The organism is Chryseobacillus diguaensis (genome assembly GCF_049220665.1).
In the GTDB taxonomy this organism is placed as follows: Bacteria; Bacillota; Bacilli; order Bacillales; family Bacillaceae; genus Metabacillus_B.
Genome location: NZ_JBMKNV010000004.1, coordinates 61,252 through 81,873 on the forward strand (window position 1 = coordinate 61,252; position 20,622 = coordinate 81,873).

17 protein-coding genes are annotated in these 20,622 nt (G+C 41.9%); 1 reads left to right on the forward strand and 16 read right to left on the reverse strand.

The window, feature by feature from the left end; genetic code table 11:
• Position 1: 1 nt before the first annotated feature.
• The 6 genes from ACOT8F_RS07620 to hprK all read right to left on the reverse strand — a co-directional run bounded on the left by ACOT8F_RS07620 (position 2) and on the right by hprK (position 5,719).
• Positions 2-1,174 carry an ATP phosphoribosyltransferase regulatory subunit gene (locus ACOT8F_RS07620; protein ID WP_421651015.1) on the reverse strand — a complete coding sequence of 391 codons (1,173 nt, stop codon included), beginning with the start codon at positions 1,172-1,174 and terminating at the stop codon, positions 2-4.
• A gap of 489 nt (positions 1,175-1,663) precedes the next feature.
• Positions 1,664-2,188, reverse strand: coding sequence for an acyltransferase (locus tag ACOT8F_RS07625; protein ID WP_421651016.1), 525 nt, complete (start codon positions 2,186-2,188; stop codon positions 1,664-1,666).
• Position 2,189: 1 nt separating this feature from the next.
• A complete protein-coding gene (gene ppaX, locus ACOT8F_RS07630) occupies positions 2,190-2,831 on the reverse strand; it encodes a pyrophosphatase PpaX (protein ID WP_421651017.1) in 642 nt (213 codons plus the stop codon).
• Positions 2,806-3,762 carry a nucleoside recognition domain-containing protein gene (locus ACOT8F_RS07635; RefSeq protein ID WP_421651018.1) on the reverse strand — a complete coding sequence of 319 codons (957 nt, stop codon included), beginning with the start codon at positions 3,760-3,762 and terminating at the stop codon, positions 2,806-2,808. The genes ppaX and ACOT8F_RS07635 overlap by 26 nt, the downstream gene beginning before the upstream one ends.
• A gap of 12 nt (positions 3,763-3,774) precedes the next feature.
• Positions 3,775-4,590 carry a prolipoprotein diacylglyceryl transferase gene (gene lgt, locus ACOT8F_RS07640; RefSeq protein ID WP_421651019.1) on the reverse strand — a complete coding sequence of 272 codons (816 nt, stop codon included), beginning with the start codon at positions 4,588-4,590 and terminating at the stop codon, positions 3,775-3,777.
• 208 nt (positions 4,591-4,798) lie between these two features.
• Entirely contained in the window at positions 4,799-5,719 is a 921-nt protein-coding gene (gene hprK / locus ACOT8F_RS07645) for an HPr(Ser) kinase/phosphatase (RefSeq protein ID WP_421651021.1), read from the reverse strand.
• A 260-nt stretch (positions 5,720-5,979) separates the two neighbouring features.
• Here hprK and ACOT8F_RS07650 point away from each other — a divergent pair, with 260 nt between their 5' ends.
• The gene (locus ACOT8F_RS07650; RefSeq protein ID WP_421651022.1) at positions 5,980-6,543 is read left to right on the forward strand and encodes an N-acetylmuramoyl-L-alanine amidase family protein; all 564 of its coding nucleotides are present in this window, start codon (positions 5,980-5,982) and stop codon (positions 6,541-6,543) included.
• A 181-nt stretch (positions 6,544-6,724) separates the two neighbouring features.
• On the opposite strand, the gene ACOT8F_RS07655 is transcribed toward ACOT8F_RS07650, so the two are convergent.
• The 10 genes from ACOT8F_RS07655 to ACOT8F_RS07700 form a co-directional block, all read right to left on the reverse strand.
• Positions 6,725-7,090 (reverse strand): phage holin family protein, encoded by a 366-nt coding sequence (locus tag ACOT8F_RS07655; RefSeq protein WP_421651023.1) that lies wholly within the window; start codon positions 7,088-7,090, stop codon positions 6,725-6,727.
• A complete protein-coding gene (locus ACOT8F_RS07660) occupies positions 7,083-7,286 on the reverse strand; it encodes a PspC domain-containing protein (RefSeq protein WP_421651024.1) in 204 nt (67 codons plus the stop codon). Before ACOT8F_RS07660 ends, ACOT8F_RS07655 begins: the two co-directional genes overlap by 8 nt.
• A gap of 5 nt (positions 7,287-7,291) precedes the next feature.
• Positions 7,292-8,380 (reverse strand): DUF4097 family beta strand repeat-containing protein, encoded by a 1,089-nt coding sequence (locus ACOT8F_RS07665; protein ID WP_421651025.1) that lies wholly within the window; start codon positions 8,378-8,380, stop codon positions 7,292-7,294.
• 349 nt (positions 8,381-8,729) lie between these two features.
• The gene (uvrA, locus tag ACOT8F_RS07670; RefSeq protein ID WP_421651026.1) at positions 8,730-11,603 is read right to left on the reverse strand and encodes an excinuclease ABC subunit UvrA; all 2,874 of its coding nucleotides are present in this window, start codon (positions 11,601-11,603) and stop codon (positions 8,730-8,732) included.
• 7 nt (positions 11,604-11,610) lie between these two features.
• Positions 11,611-13,593, reverse strand: a complete 1,983-nt coding sequence (uvrB, locus tag ACOT8F_RS07675; protein ID WP_421651028.1) for an excinuclease ABC subunit UvrB — start codon at positions 13,591-13,593, stop codon at positions 11,611-11,613.
• Positions 13,594-13,825: 232 nt separating this feature from the next.
• Positions 13,826-14,050 carry a DUF2198 family protein gene (locus ACOT8F_RS07680; RefSeq protein WP_421651482.1) on the reverse strand — a complete coding sequence of 75 codons (225 nt, stop codon included), beginning with the start codon at positions 14,048-14,050 and terminating at the stop codon, positions 13,826-13,828.
• Between the two features lie 200 nt (positions 14,051-14,250).
• On the reverse strand, positions 14,251-14,394 hold the full coding sequence (locus ACOT8F_RS07685) for a hypothetical protein (RefSeq protein ID WP_421651030.1): 144 nt from the start codon (positions 14,392-14,394) through the stop codon (positions 14,251-14,253).
• 106 nt (positions 14,395-14,500) lie between these two features.
• Positions 14,501-15,148 (reverse strand): haloacid dehalogenase type II, encoded by a 648-nt coding sequence (locus ACOT8F_RS07690; protein ID WP_421651031.1) that lies wholly within the window; start codon positions 15,146-15,148, stop codon positions 14,501-14,503.
• Between the two features lie 292 nt (positions 15,149-15,440).
• A complete protein-coding gene (locus ACOT8F_RS07695) occupies positions 15,441-16,868 on the reverse strand; it encodes an esterase/lipase family protein (RefSeq protein ID WP_421651033.1) in 1,428 nt (475 codons plus the stop codon).
• A gap of 289 nt (positions 16,869-17,157) precedes the next feature.
• A complete protein-coding gene (locus ACOT8F_RS07700) occupies positions 17,158-20,400 on the reverse strand; it encodes an efflux RND transporter permease subunit (RefSeq protein WP_421651034.1) in 3,243 nt (1,080 codons plus the stop codon).
• Between the last annotated feature and the right edge of the window lie 222 nt (positions 20,401-20,622).

Genomic DNA, 20,622 nt, shown 5'->3' on the forward strand with positions numbered 1-20,622 from the left:
GTCACAGCTGCTCATCCTTTCTGGAACCAATAAAATACATCACTTCTGTAAATTCCTTCGTAAATTCATCAAGGTTTTGAATGCCTTTAATGTGCTGCATGACTGCCTGGAGCCCGTCTCTTCTGATCGTCACTGCGTACTCAATGGCTTCCCGTGTTCTATCACTGCTGTAAATGATGCACGTTTTGTTTTGGACATGATCTTTTCCGCCAAGAGCTTCTAGCAGTCTGTCCAGGTGAATTCCGAACCCTGTAGCAGGTGCAGGTCGCTCAAACTTTTCAAGAAGCTGATCGTACCGGCCGCCATTTCCGAGAGGAAAACCGATATGATTTGCATACACCTCAAAAAGAATACCAGTGTAATAACTCATATGGCTGACAATGTTTAAATCAATTTTGACATAATCTGTTACTCCATAATCTCCGAGAATTGCCCATAATTCCTTCAGCTCTTCAATGGCATCCTTGCCTTCCGCCAGTTCACAAAGGCTTTTAGCCTCATCAGCTTTTTCAATTCCGCCTCGGAGCGTTAAGAAAGATAGCAATCTTTGCTTATCAATCGAGGAAAGAGGCAATTCCTTTACATGCTCCCTGTAGCCAACATAGTTTTTTTCATAAAGAAAACGGCGCAGACGGTCAGCCCGTTCCTGATTGCCAAGGATCTCCTTAAAAAGAGAATCAGCAAAACCGATATGGCCGATTGCGATTTTAAAATCCTCCAACCCCGAGTCCTTTAAAACAGCTACCAAGAGAGCAATCATTTCCGCGTCAGCGTATGTAGATCCGTCCCCGATCAGCTCGGTTCCAATTTGTTCGAATTCAGCAGGTCGGCCGCCTTCCCTCTGCTGAGCACGAAACACATTTGCCAAGTAAGCCAGACGCAGCGGATATCCTTGCTTATATAATTTAGAAGCGGCAATTCTGGCAATAGGAGCTGTCATATCCGGGCGAAGCACCAGCGTATGTCCCTGCTGATCCAAAAGCTTAAACAGCTGCTGATCCAAAATGGCCGATTGAACGCCAACTGTCTCGTAAAATTCCAGCGTAGGGGTTTCAATAAAATCAAAACCCCATCGTTCTATCTCATTTTGAAGGCTTTCTCTCACCTTTTTTTTTGATTTATATACTGAGGGCATGGTGTCCCTCATGCCAAGAGGTTTTTCAAACATATACATTTTTGCACACCTCCGAATAGTCTGAATGCTTTATCTCGCTAACATGTTACCATACTAACAAATTGAAGAAATCATTTCAAGTATGGAAAAGGCATCCTTTGTCATTAGAATGCCTTATGCTTAAAAGGACTAGTTCGGCATATTTTGCTAAGTTCCTTTTATTTAAGGGTGCTTCTAGTGTGAAACTCCGTTCTTATATACCCTTTTTGCGATGATCATGTAAAAAATAGCCGAAATAAACTCACGAAATTTTGAATTCTGCCAAATAAAAATAAAAGCTCCGTTAAAACTAAAGGTTGATTTTGGCACCATGTTGATTGGAGCGGAAGGCGCGAGACTCCCTCGGAAAAGCGGATCAAGGGAGACCCCGCAGGTGCATAGCACCGAGGAGGCTCTAAGGTAAGCCCGCGGAAAGGGCGTGCCTGCTTACTGCAATCAACAGCCAAAGTTAACAGAGCCAATATAAAAAAAGCCCGGACAAACAGCTGTTTACTGTTCATCCAGGCTCATCAATGCTCTTTTTTTCATTTCCTCGCTTGTGTAGATGATTTTCATCGGATTTCCGCCTACAAAAGCACCAGCTGGCACATCCTTATGAATGAGCGTGCCTGCTGAAACAATTGCCCCGTCTCCGATGACAACACCCGGCAAAATAGTGGAATTTGCGCCGATCATTACTTCATCACCAATCAAAACATCTCCAAGGCGGTACTCTTTAATCAAATATTCATGTGCCAGAATCGTTGTATTATAACCAATAACCGTGTTTTTCCCTACAGTGATCTTTTCAGGAAACATAATATCAAGCATGACCATAAGGGCAAAGGACGTTTCGCTGCCTACCTGCATGCCTAAAAATCTGCGGTACATCCAGTTTTTAAAGGCAAGGAATGGCGTATACCTCGCAGCCTGAATCACTGCAAAGTTCCTCACGACCTTCCAAAATGGAACTGTCTTATAAATATGCCAAAGAGAGTTGGCACCGCTCACAGGATAGCGTGTTGTTTTTCTCAACCTATTCCACTCCAACTATTTCAAGCAAGTCACTCATTTGGTGCAGCATATAGTCAGGCTTATATCCCATTAAATGCTCAGCGCCTTTTGCGCTCCATGCTACTCCGGCCGTTAACGTGCCTGCATTTTTACCCGCATCAATATCATGATGATTATCACCGATCATAATGGATTCCTCAGGCAAAGAACCCAGCTTTTCAAGAGCAAGCAGAACAGGCTCCGGATCAGGTTTTGCATGTTTAACATCATCCATTGTGACGACCACTTCAAAGAATTGGCCTAAATTGGTTAAATCAAGACCCATGCGGACTGTATCAAGAATTTTTGTTGTCACAATGCCCAGTTTAAATCCGTTCTCCTTCAAGGTACGGACTGTTTCGAAAACTGTATCAAATTCCTTCACGAGAAGATCATGCTGTTCATGATTAAATTTTCGATAAACAGCTGTCATTTCCTCTGCTTTTTCCGGATCCATGCTTGAAAATGTTTCAGTTAGTGTCGGCCCCATAAACGGAAGCACATCTTCTCTTTCATACTTTCCAGGATAATAGTGATTTAACGTATGAAGGAAAGATTCAATAATTAAGTCATTAGTGTTAATGAGAGTTCCATCTAAATCAAAAAGAATCGTAGTTAGTTTCATATTCTTTGTCCTTTCTTGCAGTAAGTTCCCGTTTAGACCATATTTTTGCAATGATGACCGTAAGCAATACAGCGACAGATAACCTGATGGCAAGTAATGGCCACACCGGGATTCCAAGCGGTATAAAAATAAGTGTATCCTCTACAACAGCATGGCACGAAACGAGAAAAATGAAGGCAAGAGTAATGTCCTTGCGGCTGACGCCATCCTCTTTGACTGCCTGAATCATCACCCCTGCACCGTATGCCAAGCCAATAGTAAGTCCCGCCACCATTGTCATCGAAGTGTTTTCCTTCATTCCAAGGAATCTTGTAAACGGAGCAAGTAAGCCTGACAGTCTATTCAGCCAGCCGTAATCCTTCATAAACTGGATAATAATCATTAAGGGAATAACGATTACAGCGAGCTGCAAGATACCAAGCGAAGCTTTTATAAGGGCCTGCAGCAATATATCACCCCAGCCGTTTGCAGCATGGTCCTGGCTGATCAATCCATAGTGAGCCGTTTCACTGCCGCCATTCCATAAAAATCGGATCGCTGCTGCGGAAAGAAGGGCAAGCCCGATTCTGACCAGTACAATGATCCACATTTTAATGCCAACTTTAGAGGCGACAGTGGATTCAATCAAAAGGTTATGTGAAAAGGAAAGCATCACTGCAAGGATAAAGACTTCTTTCACCGATAGATCCATGGTCAGAATTCCGGCAATCCCTGCATACAAATTAAGCAAATTGCCAAGGACAAGCGGTATAGCTGCTTCCCCTGGCAACCCAATCAGTGACATGATTGGTGAGATGAGCTTAACTGCCCAGTCGATCACTGGAGTGTGCCTCAAAATGCCAACCAAGAGCGTAATGGGAAAAATGACTTTACCAAGTGTCCATGTCGTCGATAAGCCTGCAAATACCCCTTTATTAAAACTGGCTTTCAAATAAATCTCCCCTTAGTTGGCTGAATCCAAATAATGCCTATTCGCATAGCCTTTTGTTCTCCGGACGATAATGAGAACTACGGCTGTAAGAATCAGGACAATCGAAATAACCTGTGCAATTCTTAAGGACGAGGTTAGCATAAGGCTGTCTGTTCTCATTCCCTCGATGAAAAACCTGCCGATGGAATACCAGATAATATAGCTCAAGAAAAGCTCTCCGCGCAGAAGATTCGCTCTTCTCAAAGAAATGAGTATAATGATTCCGACTAGGCTCCATAAGGATTCATAAAGGAAAGTCGGATGGTAGTACTGGCCGTCTATGTACATTTGATTAATTATGAAGGCTGGAAGGTGAAGGCTCTCGAGAAATGCTCTTGAAACAGGACCTCCATGAGCTTCCTGGTTCATGAAATTCCCCCAGCGGCCGATAGCCTGGCCGATTAAAATACTTGGAGCCGCAATATCTGCAAGCTTCCAAAAAGAAACCTTCCGGATCCGGGAGAAAATAATTCCTGTTATAACTGCGCCAATCAATCCCCCATGAATGGCTAATCCACCGTTCCAAATTTTCGGAATATCAGCCGGATGCTGTGAGTAATAACCCCATTCAAAAAGCACATAATAAATTCTTGCACACACAATGGCAATCGGTATGGCAAAAAGGATAAGATCAACAAAGAGATCTTTCTTCAAACCCCTTCTTTCACTTTCTCTCATGGCAACCCAAAGCCCAAGCAATGCTCCAAACCCAATAATAACCCCATACCAGTGAATTCGGAGCGATCCGAGTTCAAGGGCTATGGGATTTAAAGGCTGTATTCCTTCCATTCGTTCTTCCCCCAAACATTTTTATTTTGGCTGTTTTTGCAAAGAGTGTGGCTATTACACACTTAAAAATATTCGTACATGCTTTTATCACGCATTTAGACTAGCATCGGGGCATCTTTTAAAGTTTTTGCCATACCAATGGTTTCGAAGACTAAATATAGGGCCATAAGCAACAAAGTTAAAGAAAAGAACCTTAAGAAAAGAACCTTTATTTTTCATTAATAACTCCAGCCAGCTTATCTGTAAACTGTTCGGCAGCATTGACTCCCATTCTCTTCAGTCTGAAATTCATGGCAGCCACTTCAATAATGACAGCCAGATTTCGTCCAGGCCTAACAGGAATGGTCAGCTTTTGAATTTCGGTATCAATGACCTTCATTTTCTCTTCATCAAGTCCTACGCGGTCATATTGTTTTTTCGGATCCCAAATTTCAAGATTGATCACTAGCGTAATTCGTTTGTTGCTTCGGACGGCACCTGCACCGAATAAAGTCATCACGTTGATGATGCCAAGACCTCTGATTTCAAGCAAGTGTTCAATCAAATCAGGAGCATTCCCAATAAGTGTATCCTGGTCTTCCTGGCGAATTTCGACGCAATCATCAGCAACAAGGCGGTGCCCTCTTTTAACCAGTTCCAAAGCGGTTTCACTTTTACCAACTCCGCTTTTCCCGGTAATCAGAACACCCACTCCGTAAACATCCACCAGCACGCCGTGAATAGCAGTTGTAGGAGCAAGCTTTCCTTCCAGAAAGTTCGTTAAGTGACTTGCTAGCCTCGTTGTTTTTAGCGGAGATCTAAGAACCGGCACTTCTCCTTCTTCAGAAGCTGTTATCAGTTCAGGAGGAATCTCAAGGCCCCTTGAAACAATAATAGCAGGAGTTGCCGACGTACATAAAGATTTCATTCGATGGATTCTTTCTTCCGGAGTGAGCCTTTCAAAAAAGGATAACTCCGTTTTCCCGAGGATCTGAACCCGTTCTTCTGGGTAATAGTTAAAATAACCGGCTATTTCAATACCAGGCCTTGACAGGTCACTCGTTGTAATAGGCCTGTTGATGCCTTCTTCCCCGCAAATCAGCTCCAAATTAAATTTTTCTTTTAGGTCTTTCGTACAGACTTTTGGCAAATTTCACTGCCTCCTTTTATTAAATGCTTTTTAGGCATTAATTGCTGTTGAACAATTCAAGCCTCTCAGCTGGTCTTCCGGCTGTTTAGCAAGAATGAAAAAATTTTTTGATGCATTTATCATTTCTTAGATAAGCACCTTATTATTTTAGCACCTTTGGCCTTTAATATAGAAGAGGCAGAGAAAAAAAGGAAGTTACTGATCCATTTTGAACCCTTTTCCTTTATGTGACTAGTGAAGGTAAAAAAGGAGGAATTTCAATGTTAATTGTATTAGATGCCGGACACGGGTACGCTACACCTGGAAAACGTTCGGTTGATGGGATGAAGGAATTTGAATTTAACAGGGATGTTGCCATTAAACTGAAAACGAAACTTGAGGAACACTGGGAAATACATATCTTATTTTCCCATTCAGATAAAAGAGATGTCCCATTAAAAGAACGAATTGATTTTGCGAATGAAAAGCAAGCAGATCTGTTTGTCTCCATACATGCCAATGCTTCTGGCAACGGAACAGAGTGGAATGAAGCATGCGGAATCGAAACCTATGTTCATACTTCTTTTCCTTTAAAGGCTTTTCAGCTTGCCCAGGTTATTCAGCGTACTCTAGTTAAAGCGACCGGGAGAAAAAACAGAGGAGTAAAAGGGGCTGAGTTTTATGTATTAAAACATACGAAAATGCCCTCTGTGTTAATAGAATGCGGATTTATGACCAATAAAGAAGAAGCTGCGTTCCTGAAGAGTGAATCTTATCGCGAAAAGTGTTCAAAGGCTATTGCGGATAGTATTACGGAATATTTCCATTTGCTTAGGAAGGTTTAATAACGCCGATGATATAGTCAGCAACATTTTAACGGCCTAGTTCACTGGGATTTCAGTCGGCTACCTGCTTTTATCAGTCTGGATCCCGATTATTTTAGGCGGCACCTGTTTATCCATCAAGTTATCAAGGAAATTCATCAGCAATAAAAAGCTTGAGGGCCGTGTCCCTCAAGCTTCTTGCTTATTTTTTCTTTTGCATCGGTTCCAGAATGCCTTTTTGTATAAGCAGGTGAAGCAGCGATATGACGACTGAAGCGAGTATAGCTGTACTGAAGCTGCTAATATTAAAGGAATCCCCCATAACAGCTTGGGTAATCCATAATGAAATCCCATTGATGACAAAAAGGAACAATCCTAAAGTTAAAATCGTTACCGGCAGTGTTAAAAGGATAAGAATAGGCTTTACGAGCAAGTTTACGATGGAAAGAATAAAACTTGCCAGTATGGCGGCAGGGATCCCGCTTAAATAGAAAGAATCCTTAAAAAATCCTGCTACCACAATCAGTATAAGGGCATTCACCAAAATACTGATGATCCACCTAACCACGGCGCAAATCCTCTTCATTTGGCACGACAAAAAGCCAAATAATATAGATTAGCCCCAACGGAAAAAAGCCGGTAAAGACGAACAGGATAATAAATAAAATCCTCAGTATGGTCGCATCGATGCTTATGAGATCTGATAAGCCTCCCAGTACACCTCCAAGTTTCCTGTCTTTTCTTGATCGATATAATCTCTTCATATTTTTCACCTCAACATATGTTTCACAGTCACTGAACCTGTTTTTGTTTCACCAAATACGGTCAGCTGCCCCTCTTCGGCCGCATTAGCCCTAAAACGCAGCTCCTTTTGGATGGTTTCATTCTTTTCACTGACAATTTCCATCTGATTTAAATGAGGATGAAGGGCCCCCAAATTTGTTTTAATTTCCCCGCTTACAGCAACTTGAGGCGGGAGCTGGAGCTCAATACTGCCAGTTGCCGTTTTTGCAAAAATGGCTGTACTGGCAGGGCTTAGCTCATGAACAAGAATGTTCCCGCTAAAGCTCTGCAAATCAAGTCTTTCACTCTCACCGCTCACATCAATCATTCCATTGATGGTTTCAGCCTCAACACGTTTCATATGATGGTGAGCCAGCTTGATTTGTCCATTGGCTGTCTCGAAATCTGCTTTTTCTCCGAACAGTCCCGTAAAGGAAATGACCCCATTTGCTGTTTTCGCTTTGAGATCCTTTAAAGATAAATTTTCCCCTCGAATTGTTCCGCTAAACAGTTTAAATTTTGCCTTTTCATAGACTTTCTGCGGCACATGAAAGGTTAAATTAATCTTCATTCCTTTCTTTTCGGTTCGCATAACAAGCCTATTTCCTTCCGGATAGCATTCCGCATTTGATAAGAAAACTTTCCGGGCTTCCTCCATGCTGTTTACCCGATACACCTTTGCATCGCATTCTACCCGTACATCCGATTCATTCCACGGTTTAACGTTCACACTACCATAAGGAATGTCAATATCCAGCTCATTCAGCTGAAGAGCTGAAAACTGGTAAACATGATGAACATCCAGATAGCTGCCAAATGCTACATCAATATCTAGTTCTTTCACTTTTTTGACAGCTGTGTCTATCCACTCTGTCAGCTTTGCTCCTACAGATGACTGCTTTGGTTTTGCCTCTTCATAAAAATGCTCCTGGAAATGATCTTCTTTCGAGAGATTGACTTTCTTCATTTTCTCTCCTTTTTCATCTTCTAGCGTTTCAATCAGTGAGAGGGCTTCCTCTACCGTCAGCTTGCCCTCTTTAACCAGCTTTAATATCCGTTTTCTTTCTTCCTTCATTGTCCAAACCTCCCGGCGATGCCTCTTACCTACTTATACTGGAAAGAGACCCACATTACCTGCATGTTGAAGTGAAATTTATTCTCAACATTAACGATAATCGATCCATTAACTTAACTGCAAAGGGATTAACCAATAATACGTATGAGAAAAACAAGAGTTTCATTCTGAATAAATTTCCATTCATTTAAGAGAATGTAAAGCGGAAATAAAACGGCGAATTTTAAGAAAAGATGCCACGAAGCTTATCTTCATGTTTGTTCTAGACCAATAGGATAGCAACATTCTCTGAACAGCCATATAAAAAGACCCTGAAATGACTCACCATTTCAGGGCTTCAAGGAGCATACTACTTCGCTACTGCTTCTTTATTTTGTATCAACTTTTCCATTCGATCGCGGTCACGCTCAAGAATCGGTTTAAGATAGCGGCCAGTGTAGGATTCTTTTACTTTAGCGATGTCTTCCGGTGTGCCTGTTGCCAGAATTTCTCCACCGCCATTTCCTCCTTCAGGTCCTAAATCAATTAGATAATCGGCAGCTTTTATGACATCCAGATTATGCTCGATGACAAGAACGGTGTCGCCATTTTCCACGAGTCTTTGAAGGACTTTCAACAGTCTTGAAATGTCGTCCACATGAAGACCTGTTGTCGGCTCGTCCAGAATGTACATTGATCTGCCTGTAGATCTGCGATGAAGTTCAGAGGCAAGCTTAACCCGCTGTGCTTCTCCTCCAGAAAGAGTAGTTGCAGGCTGCCCAAGTGTGATATAGCCAAGACCTACATCAAAAATAGTTTGAAGCTTGCGTTTAATTTTAGGAATATTTTCGAAAAATGAGAGCGAATCTTCTACCGTCATTTCAAGAATTTCTGCAATGTTTTTCCCTTTGTATTTCACTTCAAGTGTTTCGCGATTATATCGTTTTCCGTGACAAACTTCACATGGCACATATACATCTGGGAGGAAATGCATTTCAATTTTAATGATTCCGTCACCCCGGCAGGCCTCGCAGCGTCCGCCTTTTACATTAAAGCTGAAACGTCCTTTTTTATAGCCTCTTACCTTTGCCTCGTTTGAGGATGCAAAAACATCTCTGATATCATCAAAGACACTTGTATAGGTAGCCGGATTGGAACGAGGTGTTCTTCCGATCGGAGACTGATCGATATCAATTACCTTATCCAAATGATCAATCCCTTTAATTTCTCTATGTTCTACCGGCTTGCTTTTCGCATTGTGAAGTCTTTGGGCAAGCGATTTATGGAGAATTTCATTTACCAGTGTACTTTTCCCTGATCCGGATACGCCTGTAACGGCCGTAAACGTGCCAAGCGGAAACTTGACTGAAACATTTTTAAGGTTGTTGGCCTTTGCACCTTTTACTTCAATGTAGCGGCCATCCGGTTTCCTTCTTTCGTAAGGAAGCGGAATAAACTTCTTGCCTGACAAATACTGGCCTGTGAGAGAGGACTTATCCTTCATTACTTGTTCAGGCGTTCCTGCTGAAATGACATTTCCGCCATGAATCCCGGCCCCTGGGCCGATATCAATTAAATAGTCAGCAGCCATCATCGTATCTTCATCATGCTCAACAACGATGAGGGTATTCCCTATGCTTCTCATGCTTTTCAGTGTATCAATGAGACGGTCATTGTCACGCTGATGAAGTCCGATGGAAGGCTCATCCAGAATGTAGAGAACCCCTGTCAGTCTTGAACCAATCTGGGTGGCAAGACGAATACGCTGTGCTTCGCCTCCGGATAACGTACCTGCTGCCCTGCTCAAAGTAAGATAATCCAAACCCACATTATTTAAAAAACCGAGCCGCTCTCTAATTTCTCTTAAAATAAGGCGTGCAATCTGGACTTCTTTTTCGGTCAAGTCCAGCTGATCAAAAAAGTCGAGTGCTTCATGAACAGCAAGAACGGTTGTTTCACCAATATGGCGCCCATTAATCAGAACTGCCATGGACTCTCGTTTCAGGCGGTGGCCTTTACAGGTAGGACATGGCTGCTGAGCCATGTATTTTTCCATTTGCTCGCGGATGTAATCGGAGCTCGTCTCCTTAAAGCGCCTTTCAACATTAGCGACTACACCTTCAAATTCAACATAGCCCTCTCTAACCTGTCCAAAGTCATTTTTATAGCGGAAATAGATATCTTCACCCTTGCTGCCATAAAGAATTTTATCGAGCTGGCCTTTAGGCAGATCTTTCACGGGAACATCCATGTCAATACCGAAATGATTGCAGGCTGCCTCGAGAAGAGATGGATAATACTGCGAGCTTGTTGGCTCCCATGGAGCTATAGCATGTTTCCTTAACGTTAACTCCTTATTCGGTACAATCAGGTCGAGATCTACTTCAAGCTTCGAACCAAGTCCATCGCATTCAGGGCAAGCCCCAAAAGGACTGTTAAAGGAAAACATTCTCGGTTCCAGTTCTCCGATTGAAAATCCGCAAATCGGACAGGCATGATCCTCACTGAAAAGAAGCTCCTCTTCCCCGATCACATCAATCACTACTTTACCGGATCCAAGCTTTAGCGCTGTTTCCAAGGAATCGCTCAGGCGTGCTTCCACTCCCTCTTTAATAACGATCCGGTCAATAACAACCTCAATAGAATGCTTCTTGTTTTTTTCCAATTCAATCTCATCAGCAAGCTCCATTAGTTCATTGTCTACACGTACACGTACATAGCCTTGCTTTTTGATGTCTTCCAAAACCTTTGCATGTGTCCCTTTTCGGCCAGATACAATTGGCGCAAGAACCTGGAGCTTTGTTCTTTCAGGATACTCTACAATGCGGTCAACCATTTGCTCGATTGTCTGGGATGTGATTTCAATCCCGTGATTCGGACAGGTCGGTCGCCCGACACGTGCAAAAAGCAGACGGAGATAATCATATACTTCTGTAACCGTTCCAACAGTTGAGCGAGGGTTTTTGCTTGTTGTTTTCTGATCGATTGATATAGCAGGGGAAAGCCCTTCAATAGAATCGACATCCGGCTTATCCATCTGGCCAAGAAACTGTCTTGCATAGGCTGAAAGAGATTCTACGTATCTTCTTTGGCCTTCCGCATAGATGGTGTCAAACGCCAAGGAAGATTTTCCCGAGCCGGACAAACCAGTCATAACAACCAGCTTGTCTCTTGGGATGGTTACATCAATATTCTTCAGATTATTCGCCCTTGCTCCCTTCACGATAATGTTTTCAATAGACATAGTTTGTTCATCCTTCCGCTTTCAGCTCTAATAGTAAATCTCTTAATTCTGCAGCACGTTCGAAATTCAGCGCTTTTGCTGCTTCCTTCATTTCCTGCTCCATTCCTTCGATCACTTTTTCGCGTTCCTTCTTCGTCATCTTTTGAAGCTTTTTCGGCGTAGTTTCGTATTCCTCTGTCTCCTCAGCAGCAATCGTTGCCCGGATCACATCGCGGATTTCTTTTTGTATTGTAGTCGGCGTGATTCCGTGTTCTTTATTGTAAGCCTCCTGGATTTCCCGGCGGCGCTTTGTTTCATTTATAGCAATCTCCATGGACTTGGTCATCTTATCGGCATACATGATAACCTGCCCGTTCGCATTCCGGGCTGCCCTTCCGATCGTTTGAATAAGCGATCTTTCAGAGCGGAGAAAACCTTCCTTGTCTGCATCGAGTATTGCAACAAGCGAAACCTCAGGCAGATCTAGCCCTTCCCTTAAAAGGTTGATTCCTACAAGAACATCATGTTTTCCAAGTCTCAAATCACGGATAATTTCAATCCGTTCCAGTGTTTTGATTTCGGAATGGAGGTAATTCACTTTAATACCGATTTCCTTCAAATAAACAGTAAGATCTTCAGACATTTTTTTCGTAAGGGTTGTAATAAGCACCCTCTCATTCCGTTCCACTCTTGCCTGTATTTCATTGATCAAATCGTCAATCTGGCCTTCAATCGGACGGACATCAATAGGCGGATCAAGCAGTCCAGTCGGACGGATGATCTGCTCAATCATTTCAGGAGTATGCTCCATTTCATAAGGTCCTGGGGTTGCAGATACATAGATCATGTTTTTCATATGCTGTTCAAATTCCTCAAAACGCAGCGGACGGTTATCCATTGCAGAAGGAAGCCTGAAGCCATGGTCTACAAGCACCCTTTTCCTCGCCTGGTCACCGTTGAACATTCCTCTTACCTGTGGAAGTGAAACATGAGACTCATCCACAACAATCATGAAATCATCCGGAAAATAATCAATCAGCGTATATGGCGTAGAGCCTGGAGGGCGGAGAGTCAAATGTCTGGAATAGTTTTCAATGCCTGAACAAAATCCCATCTCGCGCATCATTTCCAAATCATATCTTGTTCTTTGCTCAAGCCGCTGAGCTTCAAGGAGCTTGCCTTCCTCGCGCATTTTAATAAGCTGTTCTTCCAGCTCTTTTTCAATGTTATCTATGGCAATTTTCATTTTTTCTTCCCGGGTTACGAAGTGGGAGGCAGGGAAAATGGCAACATGATCCCGTTCTCCCAGAATTTCGCCTGTTAATGCATCCACTTCACGTATCCGGTCTATTTCATCGCCGAAAAATTCAATTCGAAGACAATGCTCATCTCTTGATGCTGGGAAAATTTCCACTACATCTCCTCTAACCCGGAAGGTCCCTCGCTTAAAGTCCATATCATTTCTCGCATACTGGACATCAACAAGACGGTGGAGCAGCTTATTGCGCTCCATTTCCATTCCTGTTCTTAGGGAAACCACTAGATCCCTGTATTCTTCAGGTGAACCTAAACCGTAGATGCAGGAAACGCTGGCAATGACAATAACATCCTTCCGCTCGAACAGCGAAGAAGTCGCTGAATGGCGCAGCTTGTCAATTTCATCATTGATGCTTGCATCCTTTTCAATAAATGTATCTGTAGAAGGCACATACGCCTCCGGCTGGTAATAATCATAATAGCTGACAAAGTACTCTACAGCATTGTTTGGAAAAAAATCTTTAAACTCACTGTAAAGCTGTCCTGCAAGTGTTTTATTATGGGCAATAACGAGCGTAGGCTTGTTCACTTCCTGAATAACATTGGAAACTGTAAATGTCTTCCCCGTTCCTGTTGCACCAAGAAGTGTTTGATGCTTCTTGCCCTGCTTTATTCCTTCTACAAGGGCCTTTACCGCTTTCGGCTGGTCCCCTTCAGGTTTGTATTTTGAGACTAGTTCAAATCGTTCTTCCACGCCCAAGCCTCCATTTCGGGTCAAATATCTTGTTTCCATTTTATCACACTATTAAGCTGAAATACCAAAAATACGAACTATAGTTCGTATTAAATTTTCCCAATTTATTTAATCAATAATCGTTGGTTTTTTCAATTAAAAACCTCATAATCTTATTTTGCCCGTTCTTGCCATTGCGGAAACTAAAGACTTAGAGAATAAAAAACAGCCAAGCCTTTATGCCGGCTTGACTCTATGCTTTTAGCCTTGTTTTCATTCTTCTCGCGTACAAAAACCCTGCGATCAGGGATGCAAGATCAAAAAAGGCAACTCCCCATGTATGTGTATACCCTTTATAGTAGGATGCAAGCAGCAGGGCAACTGTCAGCAATGTTCCAATGTAATGGCTGTACGTAACGCGGGTAAAAAGAACAACCAGAATAAAGGGCATTGTCAGTGACACAATCATTTTCCAAATCAATCATTTTCACCTCTTTTGGTGATTGTTTATGTTCCTTCTTCTATTATAATCTCTTTCTGGTCTGTGTCCTACTATCTTTGCGTTTTCTTAATTTTGCTGTTATTTCATTCATTTAGAACGTAAGGCAAAATTTAACCGGGAATTTTTAGAAAAGATGCAGCGAATCTAATCGTCATGCATGTTCTAAACCCACACCCCTACTTCTTCGCTGCTTTTCTCTTCATGAAGCCGGAAACAAATTTGGTGATATAAGTTCTGGTAGTGAACCTTGGGAGCATAGCTGCCAGATGATTTTGTTTTCCATCAATGACATAGCTTTTCCCTTCGCTTAATGCGTCCATTGCTGTATCCACAACCTGTTCAGGTGTTCAGATTTTCCCGAAAGATACATCCCCTGCCCAAGCAAAAAACTTCCGCCGTATTTTTCATGGCAGGAGTTTTCTGTTATTAGAGCAATCCATTAAGATCGCTGCATATTTTGTCAGGTTCGAAACCAAGCTGTGAAACCGGTTCTTCTTTGCGGTTAATCCATGCCGTTTGAAAACCAAAGCTTGAAGCACCCGCAATATCCCATTGGTTGGAGGAAACGAACAGCACTTCTTTCTTGTTCAGCCCAAGCTTTTCGAGAGCGTATTGATAAGCTGCAGGAGCCGGCTTGTACTGTTTCGCCTCATCTGCACTGATTATTCCGATCAGACTTTCCATGCCATTATTTTTTAACAGCGGTTCAAGCATTCCAGACGTTCCGTTAGAATAAATGAAAACCTGATCCACATCGAGGTCTGAAAGCACTTGTTTTGTTTCTTCATATGGCGTGAGTTCCTCATAAGCAGCAGTCAATTTTTTCACATCTTCTTCTTGATAGTCCGGTTGATGAAGATCAAGGGCTGCCCGCAATGCTCTTTCGGTAATTTGATCAAATGGTTCGTATTTCTGAAGAATTTGCCTTAAGAAAGCATACTCAAGCTGCTTTTCTCTCCAGTCCAAACTGATCTGCTCCCCTTTTTCCGGGTACATGTCTTCACATTTTTGTTTAACGGAATAAACATCGAACAGCGTTCCGTATGCATCAAATAAACAAGCTTTTATCGTCACTATGCATTACCTCCCGAAAAATTTCTCTATTACTTTATTTCACCTAAATCCCATTCAAAAAACATTAAGGAGGGATTTTTGTTCATTTAGAAAATTTAACAAGAAAAGCAGCTAAGGCTTTGAGCCTTTATTTAAAATGTCACCACGAGAGCGAGGGTGTCCCAAAAAACGGTTGCATTTGGGACACCCTCCTTTTTTATCTCTTATAGTCTCTTACTCGGCAATTTTACAGTTTGTGGAATCTCCATCCTCTCCTCACCTAAAATTGGTTTATTGCTGGGTTTACATTTTATTACCTCTTTTTTATTGCCTTCTGATCCACATAGGCCGTATGCAGAATGGAGCGCTGAAAAGCTTCTCCCTGTTCGGTTGTACCAAATAGATCTATAGAAATGATGTAATACCCTTTCTTTTTAAGGGGGTACTCTTGACTGACATCCAATTTCCCATATTCTAGCTGAATCGTTTTTTTCAGCTTTCCTTTATGGTAATGGCTAATGTGTGCCTTCATTTTTATATTTTCCCCCGCTCTTTCTGAAGCAAGCACAAAAAGACGCTCGCTATAAAAGCGCTCCGGGTTAATTTTCCGATTCAGATCACTGTCAAAATGAACATTCAGCAAAAAAGCAGATTCTTTTTCACTTTTCGCTTCAACTCTCCACTCTCCCTGTTCAGGGAGGTCTATGACAAAAAAATGATGGAAGGCATCTTTAAAAAATTGGTGATCACGTGCAACAGATGAAGGATCATAGGATATTCCAGACGGGCTGATTAGTTTGATTTCAATTTGTTTGCTGCTGCTCAGCCAGTCAGTATGCAATTTTCTAACGCCGTTCTCGACATGAAGGATGTGTTCTGTTACTCCTTCAAACTTTCCTCCTTTAAAATAATGAGCTGCTTCTGACTGATTTTCATACGTTTCAATTGAGGTTTTTCTGCCGATTTTTTTATTCTCTGATAAATATGGCTCAAACAAATGAAAGGTTGAACTGCCTTGCTTAATGGTGAAATGGTCCCAGGGACCAGTTTTAATTTCATTACTATATGGCAAGCGGGTGCTTTTCACCGTTACGGCTCCGTCATTATCACCGAATTGTGATAAGAAAATGCCTCCCCAGAATGTTGATGTTCCAAAAGTGCCCCACTCATTGCCTGCGAGAGTTAAGATTTGATTCTTCAAGGTGTTGGTTGATTGATCTGTCTGTTTTCTGAAATTTGCCATATTCCCTGTTTGGAGTGAATAAATGGCTCCATTTCTTGTATCAATAAATTCGGACAGCCAGTCTGTCCAGCCGCTGTATGCCAAATCCGCCAACTGCGATCCGTAAAATGGGGGGGACAAGGTTATCAAATTTGCAATATATTTATACGCTCCGTAATAAACGGCTGCGGTTTGTGTATCTACTCCGCCTTTGCTGTGAGCAACAACCATCACCTTTTGGCCAAAATATTTTGATATGGCTCTGAGCTGCTTTGAAAGCAGTTTTCCATTTACCCAATTGCTTTCAGCAGGAAATAATTCTGCAAAAGCAGTTTGATAGCCATTTTCAAATGCCAGGTCATACATGTCGTTTTCTTTCCACCATTCAAATGAAGAATTATGAAATCCATGAACAAAAACGATCGGAGGTTTTTCAGGATCCAAATCCGTCGGCTTTTCGCCTAAATACCAGCCTCCTGGCCTATAAGATAGCGTTTTTCCCTGTTCGATGGAACGCATTTTACGTCACTCCTCTTTTCCTTCTCTTCAGACTCTTTACTTTATCTTAGTTGCTTTTTATCTAAATTAGGAGAACTTTCAAAAAGTTTTATACAAATGACATATGCCATTTATAAGGATTTAAAAACAAACATAATAATCATTAGGTTCGGGGCATTTTTTCTTAAAATAAGCAGTTGTACTATGTTCTAAAATGACTTATTTAGAATAAAAAACAATGTTTAAGAAATGAGCCATATAAAAAACAAAAAGACCGGTCTCCTCCAAAGGGAGCCGGTCTTCTATAACATTATTTTTCTTCTGCTATTTTTCTCTTTTTGTCTTTTCGTCCAAGCTTTGAAAGAAACTCATATACAACCGGGACAATGACTAGCGTAAGCAAAGTGGAGCTTGTTAATCCGCCGATAACGGTAATTCCGAGTCCTCTTGAAATGAGGCCTCCTCCTTCTTTTCCGATTGCAAGCGGGATAAGGGCTCCTACTGTTGCAATGGCTGTCATCAGAATTGGACGGAGTCTTGTTGTGCCTGCCTCAAGCAGTGCATGACGAACATCAAGACCTTCTCTTTGCTTATGAATAACTCTGTCTATCAGCACGATCGCGTTGGTAACAACAATACCGATCAGCATCAATGCTCCGATTAAAGCGGAAATACTGATGGTTTCCTTGGCAATCAGCAGTCCTATTAATCCGCCGATAATACTGAACGGCAGCGAGAATAGGATGGCAAACGGTGCAAGACCCCCGCCAAACGTAATGACAAGAATCAAATAAACGATCGCAATGGCAGCGAGCATAGCCAGGCCAAGCTGTGAAAAGGAATCGTTAATTTGCTGTGTTACTCCGCCAGTATCAACCGTTACGCCGCTTGGAAGCTTTAATTCCTTCACTTTTTTCTGAAGGTCTGAAGATACTTTTCCGACATCATCGGTTTTAATATCGGCTGATACTTCAGCATGGATTTTTCCATCCTTTGTATTGATGGTATCCGGTGATTTTCCTGTTTTAATATCCATGACATCTTTTAATGCCACTTCACGGCCAAGGGGTGTTTCGATTTTACGGTTTTTCAAATCATCGAGCGTTGAGAATTCATTCTTTTTCATTTCGACGGATACCTCAACATCCTGGCCGTCCTTTTTAATTGTTGTCAGCGCAGACTGCTGGCCTGTATTGGACAATTCCATGCCTATTTGCCCTGCTGTCAGACCCAGTTTGCTTAATTTTGCCTGATTCGGTACAAGTGTGTACTGATCATAGGCTTCAGAAATGTTGCTGGCGACATTGGTCAGATTCTTTTGATCCTTCATAATGCCTTCAATTTTATCAACTACCGGCTTAATGTCAGTCAGGCTTTCTCCATAAACATTTAATGTTGTCTGATTGCTGGAACCGCTGGAGCTGACATCCTGATAGCTCCACTCCCCGCCGCTTGACTGATTGTTTAATTCTTTTAATACCTTATCTTTTTCTGCTTCGAAGTTCTTCGTATTATCTTGATAATTCACAAAGAACAAAGCTTCATTGCTGGCACCCGGTTTCATCGGGTTTTCACCGCCAACAGAAAACTGGACTGTTTTAACCGCTTTTTTATCCATAAAGTACTTTTCAGTTTTGCCTGCCAGCTTTTCTACATCATCTTCTTTTTCACCAGGGGCCGGGCTGTATGTGGCAATAATCATTTTTTGCTTTTCTGATGGGATAAAGCTGACGCCGATCTGAGGAACCAGGAACAAGCTTCCTGCAAGAAGAGCCACTGCAATCAAAAAAGTAATCAGCTTATGGTTCAGTGACCAGTTAAGGATATTTTTGTATCCTTGTGCTAATTTTCCAGGCTTGTCTTCATCATGGCTTACTTTTAATCCTTTTTTAAAGAGAGAACCTGCCATTGCGGGTACGACTGTAATTGCCACAAGAAGAGATGCGAGCAATGCAAATACGATTGTTAACGCAAATGGAAGGAACAATTCCCCAACAGGACCTTTTACAAGCCCAAGCGGTAAAAATACCGCAATCGTAACGATTGTTGAGGACATAATCGGCATAAACATTTCCCTTGTTGCTGCTTGGATGAGCTCTCTGCCTTTCAATCTCTCATTTGTTAAAGACATCCTTCTATAGATGTTTTCAATTACAACAATAGAATCATCTACTACACGTCCAATTGCAACTGTCATTGCCCCAAGTGTCATTATGTTCAGCGAGATATCCATCTGATTCAGCAATAGAACAGCAATCAGAAGTGACAGCGGAATGGATACAACGGAAATGATCGTTGACTTAAAGCTTCTAAGGAACAGAAGGATAATCAGCACGGCGAAAATAGCTCCCACAATCGCTTTGTTCAGCATTGTGTGAACCGCATCTTCAATCGGCTGCCCTTGATCAAAAATCGTATTAAACGTTAGACCGTCATATTGCTTTTCGTAATTTTTCATTTCTTTCTTTACAGCATTTACTACATCAACTGTATTGGCATCCGTTGATTTTGTTACTTGAATGCCGATGGATTCCTTGCCATTTGTTCTGGAAATGGAATCCGCTTTTCCTTCCACTTTAATAGTGGCAATGTCAGAAAGCTTAACAGTAGGAATTTCAGCTGGCTGAGCGGCCTGTGCCTGCTGAACCTGTCCGCTTTGGGCTGGTGCTGTTTGTCCAGGTGCTTTCTGACCGTTCGCTGCACCCCGGGTTCCGCTTGCCATTCCGGCACTGCCCTGCTGTCCCTGTCCTTGACCTTGAGAAGAAGACTGCCCACCCTGCATGCCTTGGCCAGAACTTTGGCCTGCAGAAGGTGTAACAGGAATTCTTAGATTTTCAAAATCTTTTACGTTTGCTGTTTTCCCGTCAATCACAAGGGCTTTTTGCTTATCGGAAAAGTTATATAAACCGAGCGGTACATTTACATTTGAGCCTTTTATAATATTTTCGACTGTTTCCTGCTGCAGGCCAAGCTTCTTCATTTTTTTATCATTGAAAGTTAAGGTCGCTTTTTCGACCTGCTGGCCGGATAATCCTACTGTTGAAACACCTTCAATTCCCTCTAATTTAGGCAGTATTTCATCGTTTGTCAGCTTGGTAAGCTGCTCAAGATTTTTCCCGTTATAAGAAAGGCTCATGGACATAACCGGAAAAGCATCAAAGCTTAAGCGTGAAACCTTGCTATCCTGCACGCCATCAGGAAAAGTTAAAGTGCCTAGTGCATCTTTAACTTCCTGTTCGGCTTTGTCCATATTCTTGTCAAAACTGTATTCAATCTGAATACTTGAGGCATTGGCAAAAGAGGTGGAGCTGACTGTGTCAACACCAGGAAGATTGCTTACCTTTTGTTCTATTGGCTTTGATACTTTATCAAGTACATCCTGAGGGGCAGCACCCGGATAAACAGTTGTAATTGATACCACAGGTGAATTGATGCTCGGCAAAGTTTCCATCTTCATATGTAATCCTGAATAAAGCCCTGCTGCCGTAATGATGATTGTGATTAACCATACAGCGAGCTTATTTGTTAGGGAAAAACCAATAATTTTATTCATACTGACCTCCTGTTCAAATATAAAATGACCATTTGGTCATTATTCAAACTATAATGAAAAATTTCCATTTATTCAACTAGAAGGATGTTAACATTTTGTGAAATCGTAAAAAGCACTAGGGCTGCATCTTAATTCTTTTCACTTGTTCTTTTTTTGGATATACTTATGAATATTGACTGATTAGTCATCCAATTATGACCAGAAAATTATTTTGAAGTGAAT

What these genes read in the sequence shown, in the direction of transcription:
- ACOT8F_RS07620 (WP_421651015.1), bottom strand. Translation starts at nt 1,174, where the DNA reads ATGTATATGTTTGAAAAACCTCTTGGCATGAGGGACACCATGCCCTCA.
- ppaX (WP_421651017.1), bottom strand. Translation starts at nt 2,831, where the DNA reads ATGAAACTAACTACGATTCTTTTTGATTTAGATGGAACTCTCATTAAC.
- lgt (WP_421651019.1), bottom strand. Translation starts at nt 4,590, where the DNA reads ATGGAAGGAATACAGCCTTTAAATCCCATAGCCCTTGAACTCGGATCG.
- ACOT8F_RS07650 (WP_421651022.1), top strand. Translation starts at nt 5,980, where the DNA reads ATGTTAATTGTATTAGATGCCGGACACGGGTACGCTACACCTGGAAAA.
- ACOT8F_RS07660 (WP_421651024.1), bottom strand. Translation starts at nt 7,286, where the DNA reads ATGAAGAGATTATATCGATCAAGAAAAGACAGGAAACTTGGAGGTGTA.
- ACOT8F_RS07665 (WP_421651025.1), bottom strand. Translation starts at nt 8,380, where the DNA reads ATGAAGGAAGAAAGAAAACGGATATTAAAGCTGGTTAAAGAGGGCAAG.
- uvrA (WP_421651026.1), bottom strand. Translation starts at nt 11,603, where the DNA reads ATGTCTATTGAAAACATTATCGTGAAGGGAGCAAGGGCGAATAATCTG.
- ACOT8F_RS07685 (WP_421651030.1), bottom strand. Translation starts at nt 14,394, where the DNA reads ATGGACGCATTAAGCGAAGGGAAAAGCTATGTCATTGATGGAAAACAA.
- ACOT8F_RS07695 (WP_421651033.1), bottom strand. Translation starts at nt 16,868, where the DNA reads ATGCGTTCCATCGAACAGGGAAAAACGCTATCTTATAGGCCAGGAGGC.
- ACOT8F_RS07700 (WP_421651034.1), bottom strand. Translation starts at nt 20,400, where the DNA reads ATGAATAAAATTATTGGTTTTTCCCTAACAAATAAGCTCGCTGTATGG.